At 69.1% G+C, this 21,868-nt stretch carries 14 protein-coding genes; 3 read left to right on the plus strand and 11 right to left on the minus strand.

Annotated elements, in window-relative coordinates:
• Nucleotides 1-248 precede the first annotated feature (248 nt).
• The 9 genes from ABZ386_RS09525 to ABZ386_RS09565 all read right to left on the minus strand — a co-directional run bounded on the left by ABZ386_RS09525 (nucleotide 249) and on the right by ABZ386_RS09565 (nucleotide 12,324).
• Nucleotides 249-1,091, minus strand: a complete 843-nt coding sequence (locus ABZ386_RS09525) for an ABC transporter permease (protein ID WP_358964463.1) — start codon at nucleotides 1,089-1,091, stop codon at nucleotides 249-251.
• Nucleotides 1,088-1,957, minus strand: a complete 870-nt coding sequence (locus ABZ386_RS09530) for an ABC transporter permease (protein ID WP_355727409.1) — start codon at nucleotides 1,955-1,957, stop codon at nucleotides 1,088-1,090. The genes ABZ386_RS09525 and ABZ386_RS09530 overlap by 4 nt, the downstream gene beginning before the upstream one ends.
• A 39-nt stretch (nucleotides 1,958-1,996) precedes the next feature.
• Nucleotides 1,997-3,163: an ABC transporter ATP-binding protein gene (locus ABZ386_RS09535; RefSeq protein ID WP_358964465.1), complete on the minus strand. Its 1,167-nt coding sequence runs from the start codon at nucleotides 3,161-3,163 to the stop codon at nucleotides 1,997-1,999.
• Nucleotides 3,156-4,253 (minus strand): polyamine ABC transporter substrate-binding protein, encoded by a 1,098-nt coding sequence (locus ABZ386_RS09540; protein ID WP_351349400.1) that lies wholly within the window; start codon nucleotides 4,251-4,253, stop codon nucleotides 3,156-3,158. Before ABZ386_RS09540 ends, ABZ386_RS09535 begins: the two co-directional genes overlap by 8 nt.
• A 371-nt stretch (nucleotides 4,254-4,624) precedes the next feature.
• On the minus strand, nucleotides 4,625-5,311 hold the full coding sequence (locus tag ABZ386_RS09545) for a haloacid dehalogenase type II (protein WP_358964466.1): 687 nt from the start codon (nucleotides 5,309-5,311) through the stop codon (nucleotides 4,625-4,627).
• A gap of 48 nt (nucleotides 5,312-5,359) precedes the next feature.
• On the minus strand, nucleotides 5,360-6,442 hold the full coding sequence (locus ABZ386_RS09550) for a phosphotransferase (RefSeq protein WP_358964468.1): 1,083 nt from the start codon (nucleotides 6,440-6,442) through the stop codon (nucleotides 5,360-5,362).
• Nucleotides 6,443-6,469: 27 nt separating this feature from the next.
• Nucleotides 6,470-7,819 (minus strand): aspartate aminotransferase family protein, encoded by a 1,350-nt coding sequence (locus tag ABZ386_RS09555; RefSeq protein WP_358964470.1) that lies wholly within the window; start codon nucleotides 7,817-7,819, stop codon nucleotides 6,470-6,472.
• A 251-nt stretch (nucleotides 7,820-8,070) separates the two neighbouring features.
• Nucleotides 8,071-10,929: an FAD-binding and (Fe-S)-binding domain-containing protein gene (locus ABZ386_RS09560; protein ID WP_358964471.1), complete on the minus strand. Its 2,859-nt coding sequence runs from the start codon at nucleotides 10,927-10,929 to the stop codon at nucleotides 8,071-8,073.
• Nucleotides 10,930-11,046: 117 nt separating this feature from the next.
• Nucleotides 11,047-12,324, minus strand: a complete 1,278-nt coding sequence (locus tag ABZ386_RS09565) for an FAD-binding oxidoreductase (RefSeq protein ID WP_358964473.1) — start codon at nucleotides 12,322-12,324, stop codon at nucleotides 11,047-11,049.
• Between the two features lie 696 nt (nucleotides 12,325-13,020).
• Between ABZ386_RS09565 and ABZ386_RS09570 the strand changes: the two genes are divergently transcribed.
• The 3 genes from ABZ386_RS09570 to ABZ386_RS09580 all read left to right on the plus strand — a co-directional run bounded on the left by ABZ386_RS09570 (nucleotide 13,021) and on the right by ABZ386_RS09580 (nucleotide 18,609).
• Nucleotides 13,021-14,190: an ROK family transcriptional regulator gene (locus ABZ386_RS09570; protein WP_355718375.1), complete on the plus strand. Its 1,170-nt coding sequence runs from the start codon at nucleotides 13,021-13,023 to the stop codon at nucleotides 14,188-14,190.
• A gap of 523 nt (nucleotides 14,191-14,713) precedes the next feature.
• Nucleotides 14,714-15,820, plus strand: coding sequence for a ricin-type beta-trefoil lectin domain protein (locus tag ABZ386_RS09575; RefSeq protein WP_358964475.1), 1,107 nt, complete (start codon nucleotides 14,714-14,716; stop codon nucleotides 15,818-15,820).
• A gap of 164 nt (nucleotides 15,821-15,984) precedes the next feature.
• A complete protein-coding gene (locus ABZ386_RS09580) occupies nucleotides 15,985-18,609 on the plus strand; it encodes an RICIN domain-containing protein (RefSeq protein ID WP_358964476.1) in 2,625 nt (874 codons plus the stop codon).
• Nucleotides 18,610-18,689: 80 nt separating this feature from the next.
• On the opposite strand, the gene ABZ386_RS09585 is transcribed toward ABZ386_RS09580, so the two are convergent.
• Entirely contained in the window at nucleotides 18,690-20,336 is a 1,647-nt protein-coding gene (locus ABZ386_RS09585; protein WP_358964478.1) for a lectin, read from the minus strand.
• An 85-nt stretch (nucleotides 20,337-20,421) separates the two neighbouring features.
• Nucleotides 20,422-21,831 carry a non-reducing end alpha-L-arabinofuranosidase family hydrolase gene (locus ABZ386_RS09590; protein ID WP_356619579.1) on the minus strand — a complete coding sequence of 470 codons (1,410 nt, stop codon included), beginning with the start codon at nucleotides 21,829-21,831 and terminating at the stop codon, nucleotides 20,422-20,424.
• Between the last annotated feature and the right edge of the window lie 37 nt (nucleotides 21,832-21,868).

Genomic DNA, 21,868 nt, shown 5'->3' on the forward strand with positions numbered 1-21,868 from the left:
CCGGTGGCCGGGTTGTCGACGGGCAGGGTCCGGCCGGACTCCGCGTCCTGCCAACTCCCCCCGATGAACAGCTGCTTGGGAACATCACGGACGACGGTCGTGGTCATGGCTGACTTCTCCTCGGAATGTGAAAAGGCGGGTGTTGCCCCGTGTTTCGCGGACGGACGGACGTCGCACCGCGCCCGGTTGGTGGGCACCACACCTGCGGCCGGGGGAGGCAGCAGGTGTGGGCCGCTCTGGGGCGCTGGTCAGGCGAGGGGTTCCGTCGGCAGGAGGCCGCCTTGCTGGTTGCGGTGGCCACCCAGCTTGCGGACGAGGGCGACCAGGGCGAGGGCCAGGATGGCGAGCGCGATCAGGACGGCGCTGACTGCGGTGACGGTGGGGTCGACGTCGAACTGGAGGGCGTTGAAGACGAGGACCGGCAGGGTGCGGGTGTCGGGGGTGGACAGGAACTGGGCGATGAAGAACTCGTCGAAGCTGGTGATGAAGGAGAACACCGCTGCCGCGATGAGGCCGGGTGTGGCCAGGGGGAAGGTGACGCGGCGGGCGATGGTCATCCGGCTGGCGCCCATGCTGGCGGCGGCGTCTTCGAGCCGTTCGTCGATGCCCTTGAGGGTGGAGATCATGATGAGGATTGCGATGGGTGCGGCGAGCACGGTGTGGCCCAGGGCGATCGCCAGGGGGCTGCCGAGCATGCCGGCGGGTTCGAAGAACAGGAACAGCCCGAGCGCGATGACCACCTGCGGGATGAGCATCGGTGCCAGGACCAGTCCGTAGACGGCCGCGTGCAGCGGGAGCCGGCCACGGGCCAGGGCGGTCGCCGCCGTCACGCCCAGGATCAGGGAGAACACCGTGGTCAGGGCCGCGATGAGGCTGGACAGGGCGATGGAGGTGGCCCAGTTCCCGCCGGGTGCGGCCATCTGCTCGTACCAGCGGGTGCTGTAGTCCTTGGGCGGGAAGGTGCCGATGCCGTCGGCGCCGAAGGACGTGACCAGGATGATCACGATGGGCATCGCCAGGAACAGCAGGATGGCGGTGGCGCTGAGGGCGCGGCTGATGTGTCCGGCCCGGGTGGGGGGCAGTTCCATCATGAGCTGCCTCCTCGTGCGGCCGTCTTCTTGCGGCGGAGTTTGGCCAGGCCGAGGATGCCCAGGCCGGCGAAGGTGAGCAGCAGGAGAATCACGCCGAAGGCCGCGGCCGAGTTCCACTGGTCCTGCTTCATCACCTGCTGGTCGATCAGCGCGGCGACGACGGTCTGCTGGTCACCGCCCATCAGGGCGGGGGTGATGTAGTAGCCCAGGCACAGAATGAAGCTCAGCAGCCCCGCCGTGCCGATACCCGGCGCGACCAGCGGCAGATACACCCTGACGAAGATCGTCCAACGGGAGGCACCGAACCCGGCGGCCGCCGCGAGCAGCCGACGGTCCACGCCCCGCATCACGCCCTGCAACACCAAGACGGTGTAGGGCAGCATCACCGAGGTAGTACCGATCACCACACCCGTCTCGTTGTAGAGCAGCGAGTACGGCGCGCCCGGCGCGTGCAGCGAGGTGGCCAGCGAGTTGATCAGGCCGTGCTCACCGAGCATGATGATCCACCCGTAGGTGCGCACCAGGGCACTGATGAAGTGCGGCACCACCACGATCAGCATCGCCAGCGCGGCGAACACCGGCCGCATGCGGGCGATGGCATGCGCCAGGACGAAGCCCACCAGCAGGCTGAGTACCGCGGTCTCCGCCGAGATGCGCAGCGTCGACATCAGCACGGACAGGTTCGCGCCGCTGAGGGCGTCGGTGTACCAGTGCAGGGTGAACCCGCCGGTGTCGCCCTTCAGGCTCAGCGAGAGCACCCCGACGATCGGGTAGACGAACAGCACGAGCAGGAACACCGTGACGGGGACGGCGTTGACCAGCGCGATGCGGGAGCGGTGCCCGCGCTTCGCGGACGTCTTCTTCACACGCACCTGGCCAGGTGCGAGAGCGGTGCCGGCCACGGCTCACCCCCCGTCCGTCTCGTCGAAGACACTGACGTCCTCACGATCGGCGGTGACACACACCCGCTCGCCCGGGCGCGGCGGCGTATGGGCCGTCTCGATCCGCAGCGGGGGCGTGCCGGGGGCGGCGCCGTCCAGGCGCACGGTGACGCGGGTCAGCGAACCGCAGTACACAGCCGTCTCGACCGTGCCGCTGCAACAGCTCTCCTCGGCGCTGACCAGGCGGAGCTTGCTCGGCCGGACAGCGGCGCGGACCCGCTGCCCCGGCGCCAAGGCGTGCGCACGGGCCTTGAGGACACCGCCGGTATCCAGACGGACCGGGGTGCACCCGTCTTCCGTCGATTCCTCGACCTTGCCGGTGAGGAAGTTGGCGGCGCCCAGGAAGTCGGCCACGAACGGAGAGGAGGGCCGCTCGAAGAGACCCCGAGGTGTGTCGAACTGCTCGATGCGGCCGTCCTTCATGATGGCGATCCGGTCCGACATGACCAGGGCTTCTTCCTGATCGTGCGTCACATAGACCACGGTCAGGCCGAGTTCGCGCTGGATGGACTTGATCTCGGTCTGCATCTGGTCGCGCAGCTTCTTGTCCAGCGCGCCCAGCGGTTCGTCCATCAGCACGATCGGCGGCCGGTAGACCAGCACCCGGCACAGCGCGACACGCTGCTGCTGACCGCCGGACAGTTCGCGGGGCTTGCGGCCGGCGAACTTCGACAGGCCCGCCGCCTCCAGCGTCTCCCCGACCCGCCGGCGGATCTCCGTCTTCGACACCCCGCGCAGTTGCAGGGGGAAGGCGACGTTCTCGCTGACGGTCATGTGCGGGAAGAGCAGGTACTGCTGGAAGACGAAACCGAAGTCGCGCTTGCCGGGGTTCAGGCGGGTGATGTCGCGGCCGTCCACGGCGATGGTGCCGGAGTCGGGCTCGGTGAACCCGGCCAGCATCATCAACGTCGTGGTCTTGCCGGAACCGGAGGAGCCGAGGAAGGTGACGAACTCACCCGCCGCGATCTCCATGTCCACACCGTCGACCACCGTCGTCCCGCTGTACGACTTCCGCAGCCCCTTCACCGACAGCGACCTGCCGGTCGGCGCGTTGGACCGTGGAGCCAGGACGGCGGCGAGGTCGTCTGCTGACAGCTGCCCGGTGTTGATCGTATGGGTCGTCTCAGGCATCGGCCCACTCCTGCCAGCGCTTGGTGACGGCGTCACGGTTCTTGTCCCACCAGGCGACGTCGGCGTCGAAACCGACCTTCAGGTTCTGCGGCGAGGTCGGCAGCGTGGCCAGGACGTCCTCCGAGAGGAGCTTGATCGCGCCGGGAACGACCGGGCCACCGGGGTAGAGCTTGGCGAAGGCCGCCTGGACCTCGGGGCGCAGGGAGAAGTCGATCAGCTTGTAGGCGGCGTCCGTGTTGTCCGCGCCCTTGGGGATGCCCCAGCCGTTGGTGAGCCGTCGCGCGCCGTTCCACTGGTACGCGACCGGCATGCCCTGCTTGATCAGCTCGTCGGCCCGGCCGCCGTACAGGCTGGTCGCGACGACCTCCTTGCGGCCGATCAGGACGGCCGGCAGGGCGCCGGTGTTCCAGAACTTCTTCACGCCGCCGCGGATCCGCGACATCGCCTTGAAGGCCCGGTCCACGTCCAGCGGGTAGAGCTTGTCCAGCGGCACACCGTCGGCCAGCAGCGCGAACTCCAGCTCCGGGATGTCGACCTCCGCGCTCTGCAGCGAACGCGGGCCGGGGAAGGCATCGGTGTTCCAGAAGTCCGCCCAGCTCTTCGGGGCGCGCTTCAGGCTGTCCGTGCGGTAGGCCATCAGGCTGCACCACACGTTCTTGCCGACCGCGTGCTCCGGCAGCTGGTGCTCCGGGATACCGGCGCCCTTGACGCTCTTCAGCCGGTCGTGGTCCATCGGCTCCAGACAGTCCAGGCGGGCCATCTTCTGGAAGACCAGCAGCGAGTTGTCCATCAGGTCGACCTGCGGGCGGCCCTGCTTGACCTGGGCGATGACCTGCGCCGACTGGTAGTTCACCGTCGTGACCGTGATGCCGGTCTCCTTGGTGAACGGCTCGTAGATCGCCTTCGTCAGAGCATCGTTGTAGGCGCCACCGCTGTTGCTGACGACGAGCCGCTTCTTACCGCCACTGCCCGACGAGGTGCGGCTCTCGCCGTTGCCCATGAGGTTGCCGCAGCCGGCCACCGTGGTGGCGGCGGCCAGGGCTCCTGCGGTGCGGAGTACGGTTCTGCGTCCTATCTGCTTGCCTTCCATGGCGGTGCCTCCTGGAGATCGCTGGGGATGCGGGAAATCCGTGATGCGGGGACATAGGTGTCCCGATGCGGGGGGGCTTTTGGGGCGCCGATAATCGGCGGAGGGAAACGCACGGGGCCCAAAGGGCCCGCCGAGCGAGACCCGGAGGAAAGAGAAGAAAGGGAGAATCTTCGGTGAAGCCGCACCGTAACCGTCACGAGGCAATCAGCGCGAGGTTCGTCGCTATCGATTTGATTACCGTCGCGCCCGCAGGGCACAAGAGGCCGAGTGCGGGGCAGGCCGGAGCTTCATCCCGCACGGCAGCGCGAATTGTGAGGCGCTGACGCCTTTCGCGGCGGTGCCATGCGGGACGGGTGTGTGTGAGCCGTGTATCAGATGCCGAGCATGGTGTTGAGGTCGTCCAGGGACTTCACCGTGACGTAGTCGTAGCCGTGAGTCACCGGGTCGTAGCCGCGGTCCAGGAGGACGAGGTTGCGGAAGCCCATGTCGTGCATCGGCATGTGGTCGTAGCGGGTGTGCGAGGCGACGTGCACGAAGTCCTCGGGGGACGCGTCGAGCTGGTCGAGCATGTACTCGAACGCCGCGTAGCGGGGCTTGTAGTAGCCGGCCTGCTCGGCGGTGAAGACCGCGTGGAAGTCCGCCCCGAGCCGGGGCACGCTCTCCTGGAGGAACGAGTCGTCGGCGTTGGAGAGGATGACCAGCTTGTAGTTCTCGCCCATCTTCTTCAGCGGCTCGGGCACATCCGCGTGCGGGCCCCAGCTGCGCACGCCGTCGGCGAACCGCTTGCCCGCGTCGGGGGCCGCCTTGATGCCCCACTTGCGGCAGACCCGCTCGAAGGAGTCCTGCAGCACCTGCTCGTAGGGGTAGTAGTCGCCGCAGACCTGGTCGTAGCGGTAGCCGCGGAACTCCTTGACGAACTGGTCCCACTGCTCGGCGGGAATCTGGTCGCCGACGAGTTCCCGCGTGATGGGGGTCATCGGCCACTCGATCAACGTGCCGTAGCAGTCGAACGAGACGTACTTCGGACGGAACTGCAGCGAGGGAATTTTGTTGCTCATGAGGTTGCTCCGATCTTCCTTTGTGGAAACGGGACAGGGGTTGGGTTCTCAGGCATGCCCATGCTGGGATTCCCTGAGTTGCGCGACGACGTCGTTCAGGCTTACGGCCAAGGCCCGCTCGATGTTGGTCCAGTCGTCCTTGGCGTGAGCGAGGAGGTACTCGCGCCGTTCGGGTGCGCGCTCCGCTCGCCAGTTGGTGAGGAGCGCGCGCAGGGTGAGGCGTGCCAGTGCGGCGACGGGGAGCAGGGGAAGCTCCGAGGCCCTGATCGGCCGCTCCCGCTGGTAGCCGGCCAGGAAGGCGCGGGCGTCCCGCCAGGGCTGTTCCGGCGTCCGGCCGAGCAGGTTCGCCATGGGCACGGCGGGGTCGAAGATCACCGCGCTGCGCACGGTGTCGCCGAAGTCGATGACACCGGTGACGAAGTGTTCCTCGCTGCCGGGGTCCACCACGACGTTGTAGGGGCTGAAATCGCCGTGGATCACCTGCGTCTCGAGAACGCTCAGCTTCGGGACGACGGTTTCGTCGAAGTTCCAGAAGACCTCTCGGGCCAATCGGCGGTGCTCCGGGTCCGGTGTGTACTGGACGAGGCCGGTCAGCTGGTGGAAGTGGCGGATGTCCCACACCAGACCGCGTCCGGCCGCCGGATGCGTGAACGCGTTCAGCGCCACGTCGATCCGTCCCAGCATCTCGCCCGCCTTGGCGAGCTGCTCGGCGTCCGGGTTCGTCCGGGCCAGGACGGGACCCGCGACGAAGTCGAACACCCGCAGGATCCGTCGCCTGCCGTCGTTCAGCAGGATGGCCACGCTGTCGTCCCCGCCGACGGTCAGTCTCACCCGCTGGACCGGCAACTGCGGGGCGGCGCGTTCGAGGTAGCGCATCGCGGCGGTCTGGAGGTCGACGACCTCCTCCGCCTCGTCCGGAGGTGAGACCTTCACGAGGTGGTCGCCCGCGTCGGTCCGGAGCCTGAACGTGTCGTCCTTCTCGGTCGCCAGCCGCTCCAGCCGCCCGCCCAGGCGGTAGTGCCTCTCGAGGAAGATGCTCACCAGCACCGCGTCGACGGGCTCGTGGGACGCCGCCAGGCCGCTTACCTCCAGGAGGCGTTGCGCATGGTTCGAAGCCGGTGAGGTGTTCACGGTCAGTCCCTTCGGGGCGTCCTGCTGCTACAGACGGTTTTTCGCGACCTCGGCGAAGGTCTCCAGGAAGCGGGTGACGTCGGCGGAGTCGAAGGCCAGCGGGGGCCGGATCTTCAGGGTGTTCGCCGACCGGCCCGTTCCGTTGATCAGGATCCGGCGGTCGCGCATGTCGTTGATGACGTCCTCGGTCAGCAAGCGGTCCGGCTCGAGGGTGTCCCGGTCCTTGACGATCTCCACGCCGACGTACAGGCCGGCACCCCGGATTTCGGCGACGAAGGGGGAGTCCTTGGTGATCTCCCGCAGCCCCGCGCGCAGAGCGTTGCCGCACTCCAGGACGCGCTGCTGCACGTTCTCCTTCTCCAGGACGTCCAGGACGGCGGCGCCGGCGGCCACGGGGATCGAGCTGCCGCCGAAGGTGTTGAAGTAGCGGACGTTGCGTCCGAACTCCTCGCAGACCTCGGGACGGAAGACGACACCGGAGATCGGCATCCCGTTGCCCATCGGCTTGCCCATGGTCACGATGTCCGGCAGCACGCCGTGGCGGGTGAACCCCCACATCGACTCCCCGAGCCGGGCGAAACCGGACTGCACCTCGTCGGCAATGTAGACACCGCCGGCCGCGTGCACCTCCTCCACCACACCCGGCATGTAGTCGACCGGGTCGGTGAAGATGCCGTCGCTGGTGTAGGCGCAGTCGGTGATCAGAGCGGCGAGCCGGAAGCCATGGCGCTCCAGGTCCTCGATCGCGCCGCGCACCTGCTGCCGCATGTGCTCGGCGAGGGTGGTCCCCGGGGCGGCCAGGCGCGGGTCCGGCGGGTCGATCAGCCGCACGTTCGGTCCGAGCGGTGAGCCGGCGCCCAGGTGCGGGGAGAAGCTCGCCACCTCGCGGGTGATGCCGTGGTAGGCCCAGCGGGTGACGACGATGCCCTCGCCGCCCGTGTGGAACCTCGCCACCCGCACCGCCAGGTCGTTCGCCTCCGACCCGCTGCACGCGATGCTCAGCTTCGACAGTTCCTCGGGGAACGTAGCGAGCAGCCGCTCCGCGTAGTCGACCAGGGCTTCCTGGACGTAGCGCGTGTTGGTGTTGACCGCCTTCATCTGGCGGGCGACGGCCTCGGCCACGTGCGGGTGGGCGTGCCCGACGCACGGGACGTTGTTGTAGGCGTCCAGGTAGTCGTTGCCGTCACGGTCGATCAGGTGGGCCCCGTGACCGGAGACGAACTCGACCGGCTCCTTGTAGATGAGCGTGTAGCCGGGGCCGAGGACCCTGTTGCGGCGCCGGATCGTCTCCTGGAGGTGTTCGGGGAGCTCGCTCAGTACCCCGGGATCGAACCGGTTGGGGTAATTGGCGATCGCCCGACTAAGCGTCGAAGTCATCTGCAGGCACACCTTCAGTCTGTTCTCGTCGAGGTTTGCTCGCTGCTGTGGCTGAGACCATACCATCGTTCGTTCCAGTTCCAACCTGAAACTAGAAACTTTTTCGGCTGACTTCACGGAGGATCCGAGGGTCAGGTCCAGAGGTGCCAACTCGCCTATCGCGTAGTGGAATTGGGCGAGGGCAGGGCTGTCTTGCGGGGTCGCTCGCGATGCGTGCGTGATCGCTCAGCGGGTGACGTCCACTGCCTCGGTCACGAGGCGTCTTCCGGACGTTCGGCGGCGGGGTCGAGGAGTTCCGCGAGGTGCAGTGCGCGGATGTCCCGGTCTCCGGCGAGGTGGTCGATCTGGGTGGCGCAGCTGAAGCCGTCGGCGACGACGGGGCGTCCGTCGAGGTTGTCGATGCGGGGCTTGAGGGCCAGTCCGGCGACGGCGATGGAGGTGTCGTAGTGCTCGGCCTCGAAGCCGAAGTTTCCGGCGAGTCCGCAGCAGCCCTCGGCCTCGTCCACCTCGCGCACGCCGAGCCGGCGCAGGAGGTCGGCGGGGCGGCGGCTGGTGAAGGTGGCGTACTCGTGGCAGTGGGTCTGCAGCACGACGTTCTCGGGCAGCGCAGGCGGGCTCCAGCCCTCATCGGCGAGGTCGGTCAGGGCCCCGGCGAAGGTATGGACCCGGTCGGCGACGCGCCGGGCGGCACGAGTGCCGAGCAGCTCGGGCACGTCACGCTTCAACGCTGCCGCGCAGCTCGGCTCGGCCACGATGATCGGCCGGTCGTCGCCGTTGTCGAGGGCCTCGACCGTGCGGGCCATGATCTGGCGGGCGACGGACAGCTGGCCGGTGCTGACCCAGGTCAGTCCGCAGCACAGGTCGTCCTGCGTGGCGCAGGGGACGCCCGCGTCGGCCAGGACACGGCTCGCCGCGCCCGCGATTTCGGGGCGGAAGGCACGGGTGAAGCTGTCCACGAACAGCACGGCCTTCGCGGACCCGGGGGCCTGGGCCGCGCGCAGGATCCTGCGCAGGGCGCGCCGGGAGGCGAAGGCGGGGATCCGGCGCTTGGTGGTGACGCCTCCCAGGCGGGCCAGGAGCGTGCCGAGCGGTCCGCGCAGGAGGGCGTTGACCGGCCGGGCGGCGTATCCGGCCAGCGCGGAGGTTTTGGGCAGCCAGCCCAGTGAGTAGTGGGAGCGCGGGCGCAGACGGCCCTTGTAGTGGTGGTGGAGGAACTCCGCCTTGTAGGTGGCCATGTCGACGCCGACCGGGCAGTCGCTGGAGCAGGCCTTGCACGACAGGCACAGATCGAGAGCATCGCGCACCTCGGTCGAGCGCCAGCCGTCCTTGATCGTCTCGCCGCGGACCATTTCCTGGAGCATGCGGGCCCGGCCGCGGGTGGAGGCGTTCTCCTCACCGGTGGCGCGGTAGCTGGGGCACATCACCCCGCCCGCGTCGCTGCGGCACCGGCCCACACCGACGCAGCGGCGCACGGCGTCGGCGAAACCGTCCTCGTCGTGCGGGAAGCCGAACGTCGTGTCCAGCAGCGGCAGTTCACGCAGCGCGAGGTCCGCGTCGAGCGGCGCCGGGTCGACGATCACGCCGGGGTTGAGCAGACCGTCGGGGTCGAAAATCCGTTTGAACGCGGCGAACAGGCCGATCATGCGGTGGCTGTACATGACCTGGAGCAGCTCGCTGCGGGCGCGTCCGTCACCGTGCTCGCCCGACAGCGTGCCGCCGTGCTCGACGACCAGGGCAGCGGCTTCGGTGAGGAACCGGCGCATCACCGCCCGCCCCGCCTCCGTCGCCGGGTCGAAGTCGATGCGTACATGCACGCATCCTGCGCCGAAGTGCCCGTACAGCACACCGGTCAGCTGGTGCGATGCCAGCAGCTTGCGGAAGTCGCGCAGGTAGGCGGCCAGGTTCTCCGGGGCGACGGCCGCGTCCTCCCAGCCGGGCCATGACTCGCCGCCGTCCACGAGCCGGGCGGCCAGCCCGGCCCCGTCCTCACGCACCCGCCACAGCGCACGCCGCTCGGCCGGGGTCTCCACGACCCGCCCGCCCGTCATCCGCCCCCGGGCCTTGAGCACATCCAGCAGCTCAGCGGCCCGGGCATGCACCACGGCCTGGTCGTCGCCTTCCAGCTCGACATACAGCCAGGCCCGCCCCTCGGGCAGCCCGGTGACGGATTCGGGGCCCCGGCGGGCGCGCATGGTGGCGACGATCGCCTCGTCCATGCCCTCCACGGCGCTGGGCGAGAAGCGCAGGATCTCCGGCACGTCCTCGGCCGCCTCGACCACGTCCTCGTAGCCCAGCGTCAGCAGCGCGGATGCCTGTGCGGTCGCCACCAGGCGGACCGTCGCGGCGGTGACGACCGCACAGGAGCCCTCCGTGCCCACCAGAGCACGGGCCACATCGAAGCCGTTCTCCGGCAGCAGATGATGCAACTGAAAACCGGACACCTGACGCGGGATCCGGCCCAGCTCCGTGCGGATCGGCGCCAGATTGTCCTCGACCAGCCGCCTGAGGTCGGATTCCAGGCGCGCGATGACCCCGCCGTCACCAGGGTCCACCGGATGCAGCCCCGTGCGGTCGGCCACGGCCCGCACACCGTCCGCCGTCACGATCTCCAATGCCTCGACATGACCACCGGTCCGCCCGTCCCGCACCGACCGGTTCCCGCACGCGTCGTTGCCGATCATGCCGCCGAGCGTGCAGCGGCTGTGCGAGGACGGATCCGGCCCGAAGTCCAGCCCGTGCAGCGCGGTCGCACCGCGCAGCGCGTCCAGGACGACACCCGCCTCCACCCGCGCCGTACGGGCCTCGACGTCGATGTCGAGGATCCGGTTCATGTACCGGGAGAATTCCAGCACCACCCCCGGCCCGACCGCGTTGCCGGCCATGCTCGTGCCGCCGCCCCGGGCCGTGACCGGGATGCCCGTCTCACGGCAGGCCCGCACCACCGCGACCACGTCGTCCGCGGTACGCGGGAAGACCACGGCCTGCGGCGGGACACGGTAGTTGGAGGCGTCGTAGGCGTAGGGGCCCGTCGCTCCCGGGCCGGTCTCCACCCGCAGACCGGGCGCGATCTCGGCGAGCCGAACGACCAAGGACGTGACGGCGGCCGTCATCACTCCGCCACCCTTGACATGCCCGCTGCCTGCGAAGCGACGGCACGGAGGATCTCTCGGACGGTACGGAGCACCTCACGGCGCTCCACACATGTGCTGCGCATCTCTGTCCCGCGCCTACTTGATGACGTCGAGGAACTTGTAGAAACCGCCCGCGAAGGGCAGGAACCACGGCGGGCCGAAGTGGCCGGGGATCCGCTTGAAGGGCAGGTCGGCCCAGGGGTTGGCGCCGGTGTCACCGTTCATGTACTCGGCCATCTGCTTGCCCATGTGGGTCGCCATCTGGACGCCGTGGCCGGAGTAGCCGAGGGAGTAGAACAGCCCGTCCTGCTCACCGGCGTGGACCATGCGGTCCATGCTCATGTCGACCAGGCCGCCCCAGCAGTAGTCGACGCGCGTGTTCGTGAGCTGCGGGAAGACCTCGGTCATCGCCTTGTGCAGGATGCGGCCGCTCTTGGCGTCCGACTGCTGGTTGGACATCGCGAAGCGGGCGCGGCCGCCGAACAGCAGCCGGTGGTCCGGGGTGATGCGGAAATAGTTCAGCAGGTTCAGGGACGTCGATGCCATCCGCCGGTTCGGCAGCAGCATGTCGCAGACGTCCTCGCCCAGCGGTTCGGTCACGATGATGAAGCTGCCGACCGGCGCGATCCTGACCTGCTGCCAGCGGAACGGCCGACGGGTGTGGCCGCTGGTCGCGACGAGCACCTGGTCGGCCTGGACGCTGCCGCGCGGCGTGACCAGCTCGTGCTTCGTGCCGCCCAGGCGCCGGACCTGCTCGACCGGGGCCTTCTCATGGATGGTGGCGCCTGCCCGGACGGCGGCCTCGGCGAGTCCCTTGGTGAACTTGCCGACGTGCAGTCCGGCGCTCCTGGCGTCGACCATGCCGCCGTGGTAACAGTCGGAGCCGATCTCGGTGTGGAGCTCGCTCTTGGAGATCAGCCGCGTCTCGATCCCGAGCTTGCCGGACATGATCTCGTGGGTCTTGCGCAGCCCCTCGAAGTGGGCCGGCTTGGACGCCAGGTTCAGCTTGCCCGTGCGGGCGAAGTCGCAGTCGATGTCTTCTTCCTTGACGAGGTTCTCGATGGTGTCGACCGCGTCGTGGTAGGCCAGCAGATACCGCTTCGCGGTGTCGAAGCCGTAGCGGTCGATCGCGGAGCGGAATCCGATCGACATGCCGAGGGTGGCCATGCCGCCGTTGCGCCCCGACGCGCCGAATCCGACGGTCTCCTTCTCGAAGACGTGCACGTTGGCGCCCTTGCGCGCCAGGTGCAGGGCCGCCGAGAGGCCGGTCAGGCCGGCTCCGATGATCGCCACGTCGACCCGGCCGCCGATCTGGGTCCGGGACCGGTCAGGACCCTGGGGCGCGGTGTCGAGCCAGTAGGGGGTGAACTTCATGTCGCTGCTCTCTCTCCTGCCAGTGCCGTCAGCCGCTCTGGACGCACCTGCGTCGGCTTGCCGGGGTGTGTCGTCTCAGGGATCGCGGTCGCCGTTCGACGACGCCTGATCTGCCGGGTGTCGGAACGTGCTCGCTGCTGCGCTCAGACCATAACACCTTTAGTTCCAGTTCCAACCTGAAACAAGGAATATTTTGACCGACGACGTGGTCCGAGGTCTGGTGCTGGGCTGGTCAGGGCGTGCTCGTCGCGGCTCGCGAAGTGCCGCTTCTGTCGGATAGCGCCTCAATCTAGACGCCGCCCCGGCGAGCGACCAGCGTCGTGCGCGGGGGAGTGTCCCTTCGGAGAGCGCGGGCCGAGAGCGCCCGGACCAGCGAAAGGGCGTTGATCGCGGGTGGTCCGCTCCCGGGCGTGCGGTCAACTGGCCCTGTGCGCAGGGCGATCGGCCCGCGACGTCGACGACGTTCCGGCGGCCGGACCGCAGAGGGGTCCACCGTCTGATCGATGCGAGTGCATCACAGATGAGCCGAGAACGGTCCGGCACCGCGAAAGACGCGGGAAGAGCCCCCTCCCGCCCACCGAGGCGAAAGCGACGGACACGCGGGAATGGTCACCCGTCCCCGCCTCGCAGCCCGGGATCATCACGCCCAGGCCGGTCCCGGTCCGACCGGCGTACCGGTCTCGCTATGGTCAGCACGTGACCACCAACCCGACCTCTCGCGACTACAACAAGGCGTCGGTCCTCGACGTTCTCCTCTCCCACGCGCCCCTGACCCGGAACCAGCTCATCGAGCTGACGGGTCTGAGCAAGGCCACGGTGTCCAGAGCGGTGGAGGAGCTCCGGGCCGACGGCTTCGTCGTCGACGGCGGGGTCGACGAGGTCACGGGCCGCGGCCGCCGGTCCACCTATCTGGATCTGCCCGGCACGACCGGGCACGTCGTCGGGATCAGCTTCGGCATCCAGACGACCGGTGTCGTCGTGGCCGACCTCAGGGGCCGCGAGATCCAGCACGTGACGGTTCCCACCCCCGACCACCAGGACGTCGGGGACGCGGCCCGATGGCTGGTCGATCTGGTCGACCGGACCGCGGCGTCCGCCCAGGGCCCCCTGCGTCAACTCGTCGCCGCCGTGCCCGGCCGGGTCCGGGACGGCAAGGAGATCTTCGGCCCGGCGGAGTCGATGAGGATCTTCGCGGGCTCCGGCCTCCACCGGGCCATCGAGGGGCTGGTCGACGTCCCCGTGCTCCTCGACAGCGACGCCAACGCCTCCCTGCTCGGGATCCTCACCAACGACGCCACCGTCACCAACGCCGCGCTGTTCAGCGTCAGCACCATGCTCAACTTCGCCAGCTGCACCGATCACGAGCTCGCCCACGGGAGCACGCCCACCTTCGGCGACATCGGAGTGCTCTCCTCCGGCACCGGCGACGACATCCTCGACGAGCTGCTGAGCACCCGGGGTCTCCTCCGCTTCGCCCGTAAGCGGGGACTCGACCTGGAGCGCGTCGAGGACCTCTGGGAGGGGCCGCACGACGCGGCAGCGCGCGCCCAGGTGCTCGAGGCGTTCACCACGGCGATCGTGACCGCCGTCAGCGTCGTCGCCGTGACGCTGGACCCGGAGTCCGTCTACTTCGTGGGCCGCCTGAGTCCGCTCGTCGACGAGGTGCTGCCCGAGGCGCGCCGTCGACTCGACCGGAACCTTCCGGCGGTCCCGGAGATCAGGACGGTGCCGCACCTGATCGGCCTGTCGACGGCACAAGGCGCGGTCTACGCGTGCCTGGCGATGGCCCACGAACGGCTGCGCGACGCCGTACTCGGAGCACGGCGCCAGAGCCAGGCCGCCGAGCAGTCCGCACCGGCCTTCTGAGGCGACTCCGGGCAGGACGGCCGAGCGCCGGCTCGGCGTCCCCCTGTGAGAGCGGCGTCGGTGTGAAGCCCTCTCGGGGACCGACGGGAGCCTCGGCACGGAGAGGTGAGGCGTTCACCATCTTGCATGCCGGCCATGCACCATTCGCCCTCAGCTCGGGCTCGCAGTCATGGGCGCTCGGACGCCGACCTTTCCCGCTGTAGAAGAACCCATTCGAAGCGCTTCGATACCCGTTGCGGGACCAGAGGCGGGCAGTGCATCAGCAACGTCGTCCCGTCAAGTAGCCCTACGAAGAGGCGCTTCCAGGGTCCCGGGAAGGTTGGACGGGGCCTTGTGCACCCATGGGCGTTCACTTAATCTCACAGCAACGTCGAAGCGGTTCGACAGCACCTCGTGTCCCAGTCATGGGATGTCCCTCTTTCAGCTCAGCCAATTTCCCAGCCGTCGTCGCCGAACCACTCACTGGTACGGCCGGGCGGCGGTCAGTTCGCTGATTCAGCAATCGCTCGCAGAGAGGAACTCCATGAGAAAGTCTTGGATCCTGTCCCTGATCACGCTGGTCACCGCCGCGTTGGGGGTGACAGCGGGAGGTGCGGCCCCTGCCTCCGCGGCCTCCACCACGCCCTTGCGGGTCATGCCGTTGGGCGACTCCATCACCTGGGGTGTGGGCAGCAGTACGGGCAACGGCTACCGGGGCCCGCTGTGGGACAAGCTCGCCGCGGACGGCCATCCGCTCGACTTCGTCGGCACGCTGCGGGGCGGTTCGATGTCCGACCCGGACAACCAAGGCCACTCGGGATATCGCATCGACCAGATCGCCGCGCTCGCCGACGCCTCGCTCACCCGCTACCGGCCCAATGTCGTGACGCTGCACATCGGCACCAACGACCTCAACATGTCCTACCAGGTCTCCACCGCCACCGCCCGGCTGAAGTCGCTGGTCGGCCAGATCACCGCCGCCGCCCCCGACGCGACCGTCCTCGTGGCCTCGCTGGTCGTGTCCACCAGCGGCACGGAGGAGCAGTACCGGGCCGCGTACAACCAGGCCATCCCCCAGATCGTCAGCGAGGCACGGGCCGCGGGCAAGCGCGTCGCATACGTGGACATGAGCAACCTGACCACGGCCGACCTGGCCGACGCCCTGCATCCCAACGACTCGGGCTATCAGAAGATGGCCGACGCCTTCCACCGCGGCGTCAGGACCGCGGACAGCGCCGGATGGCTGAAGAACCCCGCCCCCGCTCCCGCCCGCGTCCAGTCCGGTGTGGCCGGCAAGTGCATGGACGTCAAGGGCGCCGCCACCACCGACGGGACCGCCGTCCAGACGTGGAGCTGCGGCGACGGTGCCAACCAGTTCTGGTCCGCCTACACCGACGGCACGCTGCGCTCCATGGGCAAGTGCCTCGACGCCGCCGGCGGAGCCACCGCCAACGGCACCAAAGTACAGCTCTGGTCCTGCCACGGCGGTGCCAACCAGGTATGGCAGCCCTACAACGGTGGCTACCGCAACCCCGCATCCGGTCGCTGCCTCGACGTTCCGGGCTCCTCCACGACCGACGGCACGCAGCTCCACCTGTGGGACTGCAACGGCGGCTCCAACCAGAAGTGGACCACTCTGACCGCCGGATGACCCGCTCCCGCTGTGGCGCGTCCCCGGCTTGGCCCTGAGAAGTAGTTCCCGGCTCGCGGCAACCTTGTGTGACGTCTGTGACGACAAGGGAGCGGATCCGGCCAGTTCAAGTGGCCGGAATCCGGTTTCCACTGTTGAACAGCATGCAAGGAGAACGCCTCCCCATGAACCACCCCACGAACGGCGGGCGCCGCGGGCGTCACCGCCGCCGCTGGACCGCCACCGGTCTGCTGCTCGGCGTGCCCGCCGTTCTCGTGCCGTATCTCCTGATCGCGCAGGAGGACTCGCAGGCCGCGACGGTCGATGGCGATGCCTACTACCGGCTGGTCTCCGTGCGCAGCGGCAAGGTGCTGGACGTCAACGGTTTCTCCACCGCAGACGGCACCCGTATCCAGCAGTGGACCGACCAGAACACCGCCAACCAGCAATGGAGGCTGCGGCCCACCCGGGACGGCTACTACGAGCTGGTGAACCGCAACAGCGGCAAGGTGCTGGGCATAGCGGGCGACTCGACCGCCCGGGCGGCCGCCACGGAGCAACAGACCGACAGTTCCTCCACCTCCCAGGAGTGGAAGATCAATGAGGTGAGTGGTTCCGACGCCGTCACCTTCACCTCGCGCAGGAGCGGCCAGCTGCTGGACGTCTCCAGCGGCTCCAAGGCCGACGGCGCGGCAGTCATCCAGTATCCCGGCACAGGCAGTGCCAACCAGCAGTGGAAGCTGGTGAAGACAGCCGAGACCCGGGCGGCCGGGGCCGGTCCGTATGTGTGGAGGAACGCCCAGGTGGTGGGCGGTGGTTACGTCACCGGACTGGTGTTCAACCAGCGGGAGAAGGGTCTGCTGTACGCGCGCACCGACATGGGAGGCGCCTACCGCTGGGACAGCGGGGCCGAGCAGTGGATCCCGCTGACCGACTGGATCGGCGAGAAGGACTGGAACCTGCTGGGCATCGACTCGGTGGCCACGGACCCCGTCGACCCCAAGCGGCTCTACCTCGGGGCGGGCACCTACACCAACGAGTGGGCGGGCAACGGCGCGATCCTGCGCTCCACCGACCGGGGCCGCACTTTCAAGCGCACCAACCTGCCCTTCAAGCTGGGCGGCAACGAGGACGGCCGCGGGGCGGGCGAACGGCTCGTGATCGACCCCGCGAACAACAGCACCCTGCTGCTGGGCACCCGCAAGAACGGCCTGTGGCGCAGCACCGACTACGGCGTGACATGGCGTCAGGTCTCCTCGTTCCCCGTCAAGGACGGGGCGAGCAGCGGCGCGGGCATCTCCTTCGTGACGTACGGCCCGGCCGGCAGCAGGACGATCTACGTCGGCGTCAACGACAGGTCCACCTCCCTGTACCGCTCCACCGACGGCGGCGGCACCTGGAAGGCCGTCGGCGGGCAGCCCACCGGCCAACTGCCGCAGCACGCCGTGCTCTCCGGTGACGGCTCGCTGTACCTGACGTACACCGACAACCTCGGCCCCAACGGCGTGACGGCGGGCTCGGTGTGGAAGTACACGCCGGGCAGCGGGGCATGGAAGAACATCTCCCCGTCCCAGGGCGACTACGGCTTCTCCGGCCTGGCCGTCGACCCGCGCAAGCCCTCCACGGTGATGGTCACCACCCTCGGCCGCTGGTGGCCCGAGGACGAGATCTACCGCAGCACCGACGGCGGCACGACCTGGAAGGCCCTGGCCGACAAGTCGAAGCGCAACGCCTCCGCCGCCCCTTACGTCGGCACCCACACCGGGCACTGGATGACCGCCCTGGCCATCGACCCCTTCGACTCCGGGCACGTGCTGTACGGCACCGGCAACGGCATCCTGCGCAGCAAGGACGCGAACGCCTCCGACAGCGGCGGCACCAGCCACTGGAGCATGGGCGCCCGAGGGCTGGAGGAGACCTCGCTGCTGGACGCGATCGCCCCGCCCGGCGGCGCCACCGTCATCACCTCCATGGGCGACCAGGGCGGCTTCCGGCACGACGACCTGACCAAGGTGCCCGCCGGGCGGCTGAAGAACCCGCTGATGACCAACAGCACCGACATCGACTTCGCCCAGTCCAAGCCCTCGATGATGGTCCGCGTCGGCCGGGGCGGCGAGCAGGACGGCGCCTACTCCACCGACGGCGGCAGCAACTGGAACGGCTTCAAGGCCGAGCCGGTGGCCAGTGCCCAGGACGGGCATGTCGCGCTCGCGGCGGACGGCTCCACCATCGTCTGGACCGAGGCCGGTCAGGCCCCGTACCGCTCGACCGACAAGGGCGCGAGCTGGTCGAGGGTCGGCGGCCTGGGCGACGGCGCCGTGGTCGTCGCCGACCGCTCCTCGGCCAGGACCTTCTACTCGCTGTCCGGCGGCACGCTCCACGCCAGCACCGACGGCGGCGCGACCTTCACCGCCCGCGCCGGCAACCTGCCCGACGGCCGGCTCAAGGCGGTCCCCGGCATCGCCGGAGACCTGTGGATCGCCGGCGGTGCCAAGGGGCTGCTGCACTCCACCGACGGCGGCCGTACCTTCACCACGCTCAAGACGGTGCAGTCCGCGTCCGCCCTCGGCTTCGGCAAGGCCAAGCCGGGCACCAACTACCAGGCTCTGTACCTGATCGGCACCGTCAAGGACGTCACCGGCGTCTTCCGCTCCACCGACAAGGGAGCCACCTGGGTCCGCGTCAACGACGACGCCCACCAGTGGGGCGCCATCGGCGGCGTCGGCGTCATCACCGGCGACCCCGACACCTTCGGCCGTGTCTACGTCGGCACCAACGGACGCGGCCTGCAGTACGGCGACCCGTCCTGACCCGAGAGCCGTGGCGGGGCCGCAGCCGTGACGGCCTGCGGCCCCGCATGGCTGGTCCGCGCGGTGTCAGGGGTGGCGGCTTACGGGAGTGTGGTCCACTTCTGGTTGTTCTGGCCGTTGCAGGTCCACAGGACGACCGGGGTCCCGTTGGCGGTCCCTGCTTGCTGGACGTCCAGGCAGAGCCCGGCGTGGACGTTGCGGATCGACCCATCGGTCTGCCGGGTCCACTTCTGGTTGTTCTGACCGTTGCAGGGCCAGATGACGACCCGTGTGCCGTTGGTCGTGCCCTGGTTGGCGGCATCCAGGCACTTGTCGCCGTAGACGCGGATCTCGCCTCCCGCCCAGGTGGTCCAGAGCTGGTTGGCGGCGGTGTGGCAGTCCCAGATCAGCGTCGCCGACCCGGCCGCGGTGGCGGCGCGGTCCACGTCCAGGCAGCGGCCGGACCCGGTACCGCGCAGGCGTGCGGTGGTGGAGGCCAGCGGACTGCCGCCGGTCACCTTGAACACGGCGACACCGTGCGCCGGGACGCTCGCCGAGATCTGCCCGGAGGTGCTCGACGTGGCACCGGTCCACAGGTCGGTGAGGGTGAACGACCCTCCGGTGAGGCCGACCTGCGCGGCCGAGGCGGTGATGGTCGTGGTGCTCCCTCCCCGGTTGAACAGGCCCACGGCGACCGAGCCGTCGGACAGGGGCTTGGCGAACACCTCGGTGTCGCCGTCGTCGCGCACCCTGCGCCCGCCCGCGCCCAGCGGATCCTGGTTGACCGCCAGCAGACGGGGGTTGCGCAGGATCGCGCTCACGTCGGCGGACATGGTGCGGATGTCGTTGCCGGCCATGAGCGGGGCCGAGAGCAGCGACCACAGGGCGAAGTGGGAGCGGGACTCGGTCAACGACAGGCCGGGCCGGCCGACGACCAGCATGTCGGGGTCGTTCCAGTTTCCCGGGCCCGACTGCGCGGCCAGCGGCGCGGTGACGTCCAGGACGTTGCCGACGCCCATCGGGTAGCTGTTGGTGTTGTTGTTCTGCCAGATGTCGAGCAGGTCCTCGGTCGTCCGCCACAGGTCGGCGACCTCGCCCCAGTCGTACTTGTCGCCGGTGGGGGCGTGGAAGCTGTTGGGGTTGATGCTGTAGACGATCGGGCGGCCGGTGGCGCGCAGGGCGTCACGCATGAGGGTGAACCGCGCGGTCTGCTCGCTGAGGGTGCCGCTGCCGGAGCACCAGTCGTACTTGAGGTAGTCCACGCCCCAGGAGGCGAACGTGGCGGCGTCCTGCCTCTCGTGGCCCTTGCTGCCGGTGGAGCCGGGGTAGGTGCCCACGCCCTGCGCGCACGTCTTCTCGTTGGGCGCCTGGTAGATGCCGAACTTCAGGCCCTTGCCGTGGATGTAGTCCCCGAGCGCCTTCATGCCGCTGGGGAACTTGGTCGGGTTGGCCCGGAGGTTGCCCGCCGCGTCACGCTGCGGGTCGAACCAGCAGTCGTCGACGACGACGTACTGGTAGCCGGCGTCGCGCATGCCCGAGGACACCATCGCGTCGGCGGCCTGGCGGACCTGCGCCTCGGTGATCGAGCACCCGAAGCTGTTCCAGCTGTTCCAGCCCAGCGGCGGGGTGAGCGCCGGGCTGCCCGGTGCGGCCTCGGCAGTCGTGCCGGCGGAGGCGGTGACGCAGGCGGTGAGCGTCAGCGCGGTGGCCGTGAGGAGACGCAGCAGTCGTCTGTGTAGGGAAACCATGGAGGGTTCCTTCCTGGCCCGCGAAGCGAAGCCGCTGTGCGGGCCTGATGGGCCGCTCATGAGTTTGTGGTCATGTGCGCGCGGGTCAGCGCTGCAGGGTGAGCAGGGCCGGCCGGTACGGCAGCTTCAGGTAGTCGGTGCCATCCGACGAGGGAGACCTGCCCTGGTAGAGGAACTGCAGGTTGCAGGGGTCGATGGTCATGGTCTGGTCGGCGTTGACGCGGACCAGGTCGCCGTGGCTGATGTCGTTGGTCCAGGTGGCACCGCTGTTGGCCTTGCCGGCGAAGGGGTTGCTCTCGGTGCCGGCCTGCTCGGTCCACCTGTCGGTCGACAGGCTGGTGGCGGTGAAGGAGCGGAAGTAGCGCCCGTTGACGCCCCGCGCTTCGACGATCATGAGGTACTGGTTCTGGCCCTGGACCTTGTAGACCTCGGGGGCCTCGAACAGGCGCTCCTCGGTGTCGGTCATGACCGTTGTGTACGAGGAGCCGAAGCTGCTGGGGAAGTTCCCGAGCGGCATGGTCGACCTGAAGATGCTGCCCTTGTCGTTGGCGAAGAACAGGTGGATGTTCTGGTCGTCGGCGATCAGGGTCGGGTCGATCGGGCCGCCGACCGGGACGCTGCCGGTGAACAGCGGCTGCGGGGCGGACCAGCCGTTGGGGTTGGTGGGGTCGCTGGACGTGCGGTAGGTGAAGGGCCAGTTGGTGCCCCACCCGTTCGAGGCCATCACCCAGATGTTCCTGGTCGAGAGGTAGAACAGTTTGGGCGCCACCGCCGGCCCGCTCACGCTGTTCTGGGTGGCTGTGCCCATGTCGGACCAGTTCCTGAAGGGGCTGAACATCATCCCGCTCCAGGCGTTTCCGTCGGAGCTGGTGGCGTAGACCAGGTTCTGGCCGTTGATCTTGACGGTGGTGAAGTCCTTCAGCGCGAGCGAGCCGTTCGCCGGCTGGGCGAGGGGGCCGGTCGAGGACCACCGGTAGGTGGACGGAAGTGCGCACGTGTTCGGTGTCCCGGTCAGGCCGGTCCACTTCTGGTTGTTGCCGCCGTTGCAGTCCCAGAGTTGCACCGCCGTGCCGTTGGCCGTCGCGCCGCCGCTGACGTCCAGGCACAGTCCGGACTCCACGGCGACGATCGTGCCGTCGGCGTTCGCGCGCCACTTCTGGTTGGTGCCGCCGTTGCAGGACCAGATCACCGGCCGGGTGCCGGCCGTGGTGGCGTGGTTCGGGACGTCCAGGCATTTGTTGCCGTACACGGTGAGCTGGTTGTCATCCGTCAGCGTCCACTTCTGGTTGGTGCCGCCGTTGCAGTCCCAGACCTGCACGTTGGTGCCGTCGGTCTGGCCGGCGCCCGGCACATCGAGGCACCGGCCGGAACCGACGCCGCGCACGGCGCTCGTGGTGGCCGCCTGGGCGGGGTTGGCGACGAGTGTCGCCGCCGAAGCGACCAGGGTCGCGAGCACCACAGGCAAGTGCCTGCGGCTGAAACCACGTCGGTGCATGGGGGCCTCATTCCTTGAGTGAGCGGTTCTGTTCGTC

Source organism: Streptomyces sp. NPDC006140, assembly GCF_040628815.1.
Taxonomy (GTDB): domain Bacteria; phylum Actinomycetota; class Actinomycetes; order Streptomycetales; family Streptomycetaceae; genus Streptomyces.

Coding starts and splice junctions, on each gene's coding strand:
- ABZ386_RS09545 (WP_358964466.1), bottom strand. CDS start 5,311: ATGAGCAACAAAATTCCCTCGCTGCAGTTCCGTCCGAAGTACGTCTCG.
- ABZ386_RS09525 (WP_358964463.1), bottom strand. CDS start 1,091: ATGATGGAACTGCCCCCCACCCGGGCCGGACACATCAGCCGCGCCCTC.
- ABZ386_RS09560 (WP_358964471.1), bottom strand. CDS start 10,929: ATGACGGCCGCCGTCACGTCCTTGGTCGTTCGGCTCGCCGAGATCGCG.
- ABZ386_RS09555 (WP_358964470.1), bottom strand. CDS start 7,819: ATGACTTCGACGCTTAGTCGGGCGATCGCCAATTACCCCAACCGGTTC.
- ABZ386_RS09585 (WP_358964478.1), bottom strand. CDS start 20,336: ATGGTTTCCCTACACAGACGACTGCTGCGTCTCCTCACGGCCACCGCG.
- ABZ386_RS09580 (WP_358964476.1), top strand. CDS start 15,985: ATGAACCACCCCACGAACGGCGGGCGCCGCGGGCGTCACCGCCGCCGC.
- ABZ386_RS09590 (WP_356619579.1), bottom strand. CDS start 21,831: ATGCACCGACGTGGTTTCAGCCGCAGGCACTTGCCTGTGGTGCTCGCG.
- ABZ386_RS09575 (WP_358964475.1), top strand. CDS start 14,714: ATGAGAAAGTCTTGGATCCTGTCCCTGATCACGCTGGTCACCGCCGCG.
- ABZ386_RS09535 (WP_358964465.1), bottom strand. CDS start 3,163: ATGCCTGAGACGACCCATACGATCAACACCGGGCAGCTGTCAGCAGAC.
- ABZ386_RS09540 (WP_351349400.1), bottom strand. CDS start 4,253: ATGGAAGGCAAGCAGATAGGACGCAGAACCGTACTCCGCACCGCAGGA.
- ABZ386_RS09565 (WP_358964473.1), bottom strand. CDS start 12,324: ATGAAGTTCACCCCCTACTGGCTCGACACCGCGCCCCAGGGTCCTGAC.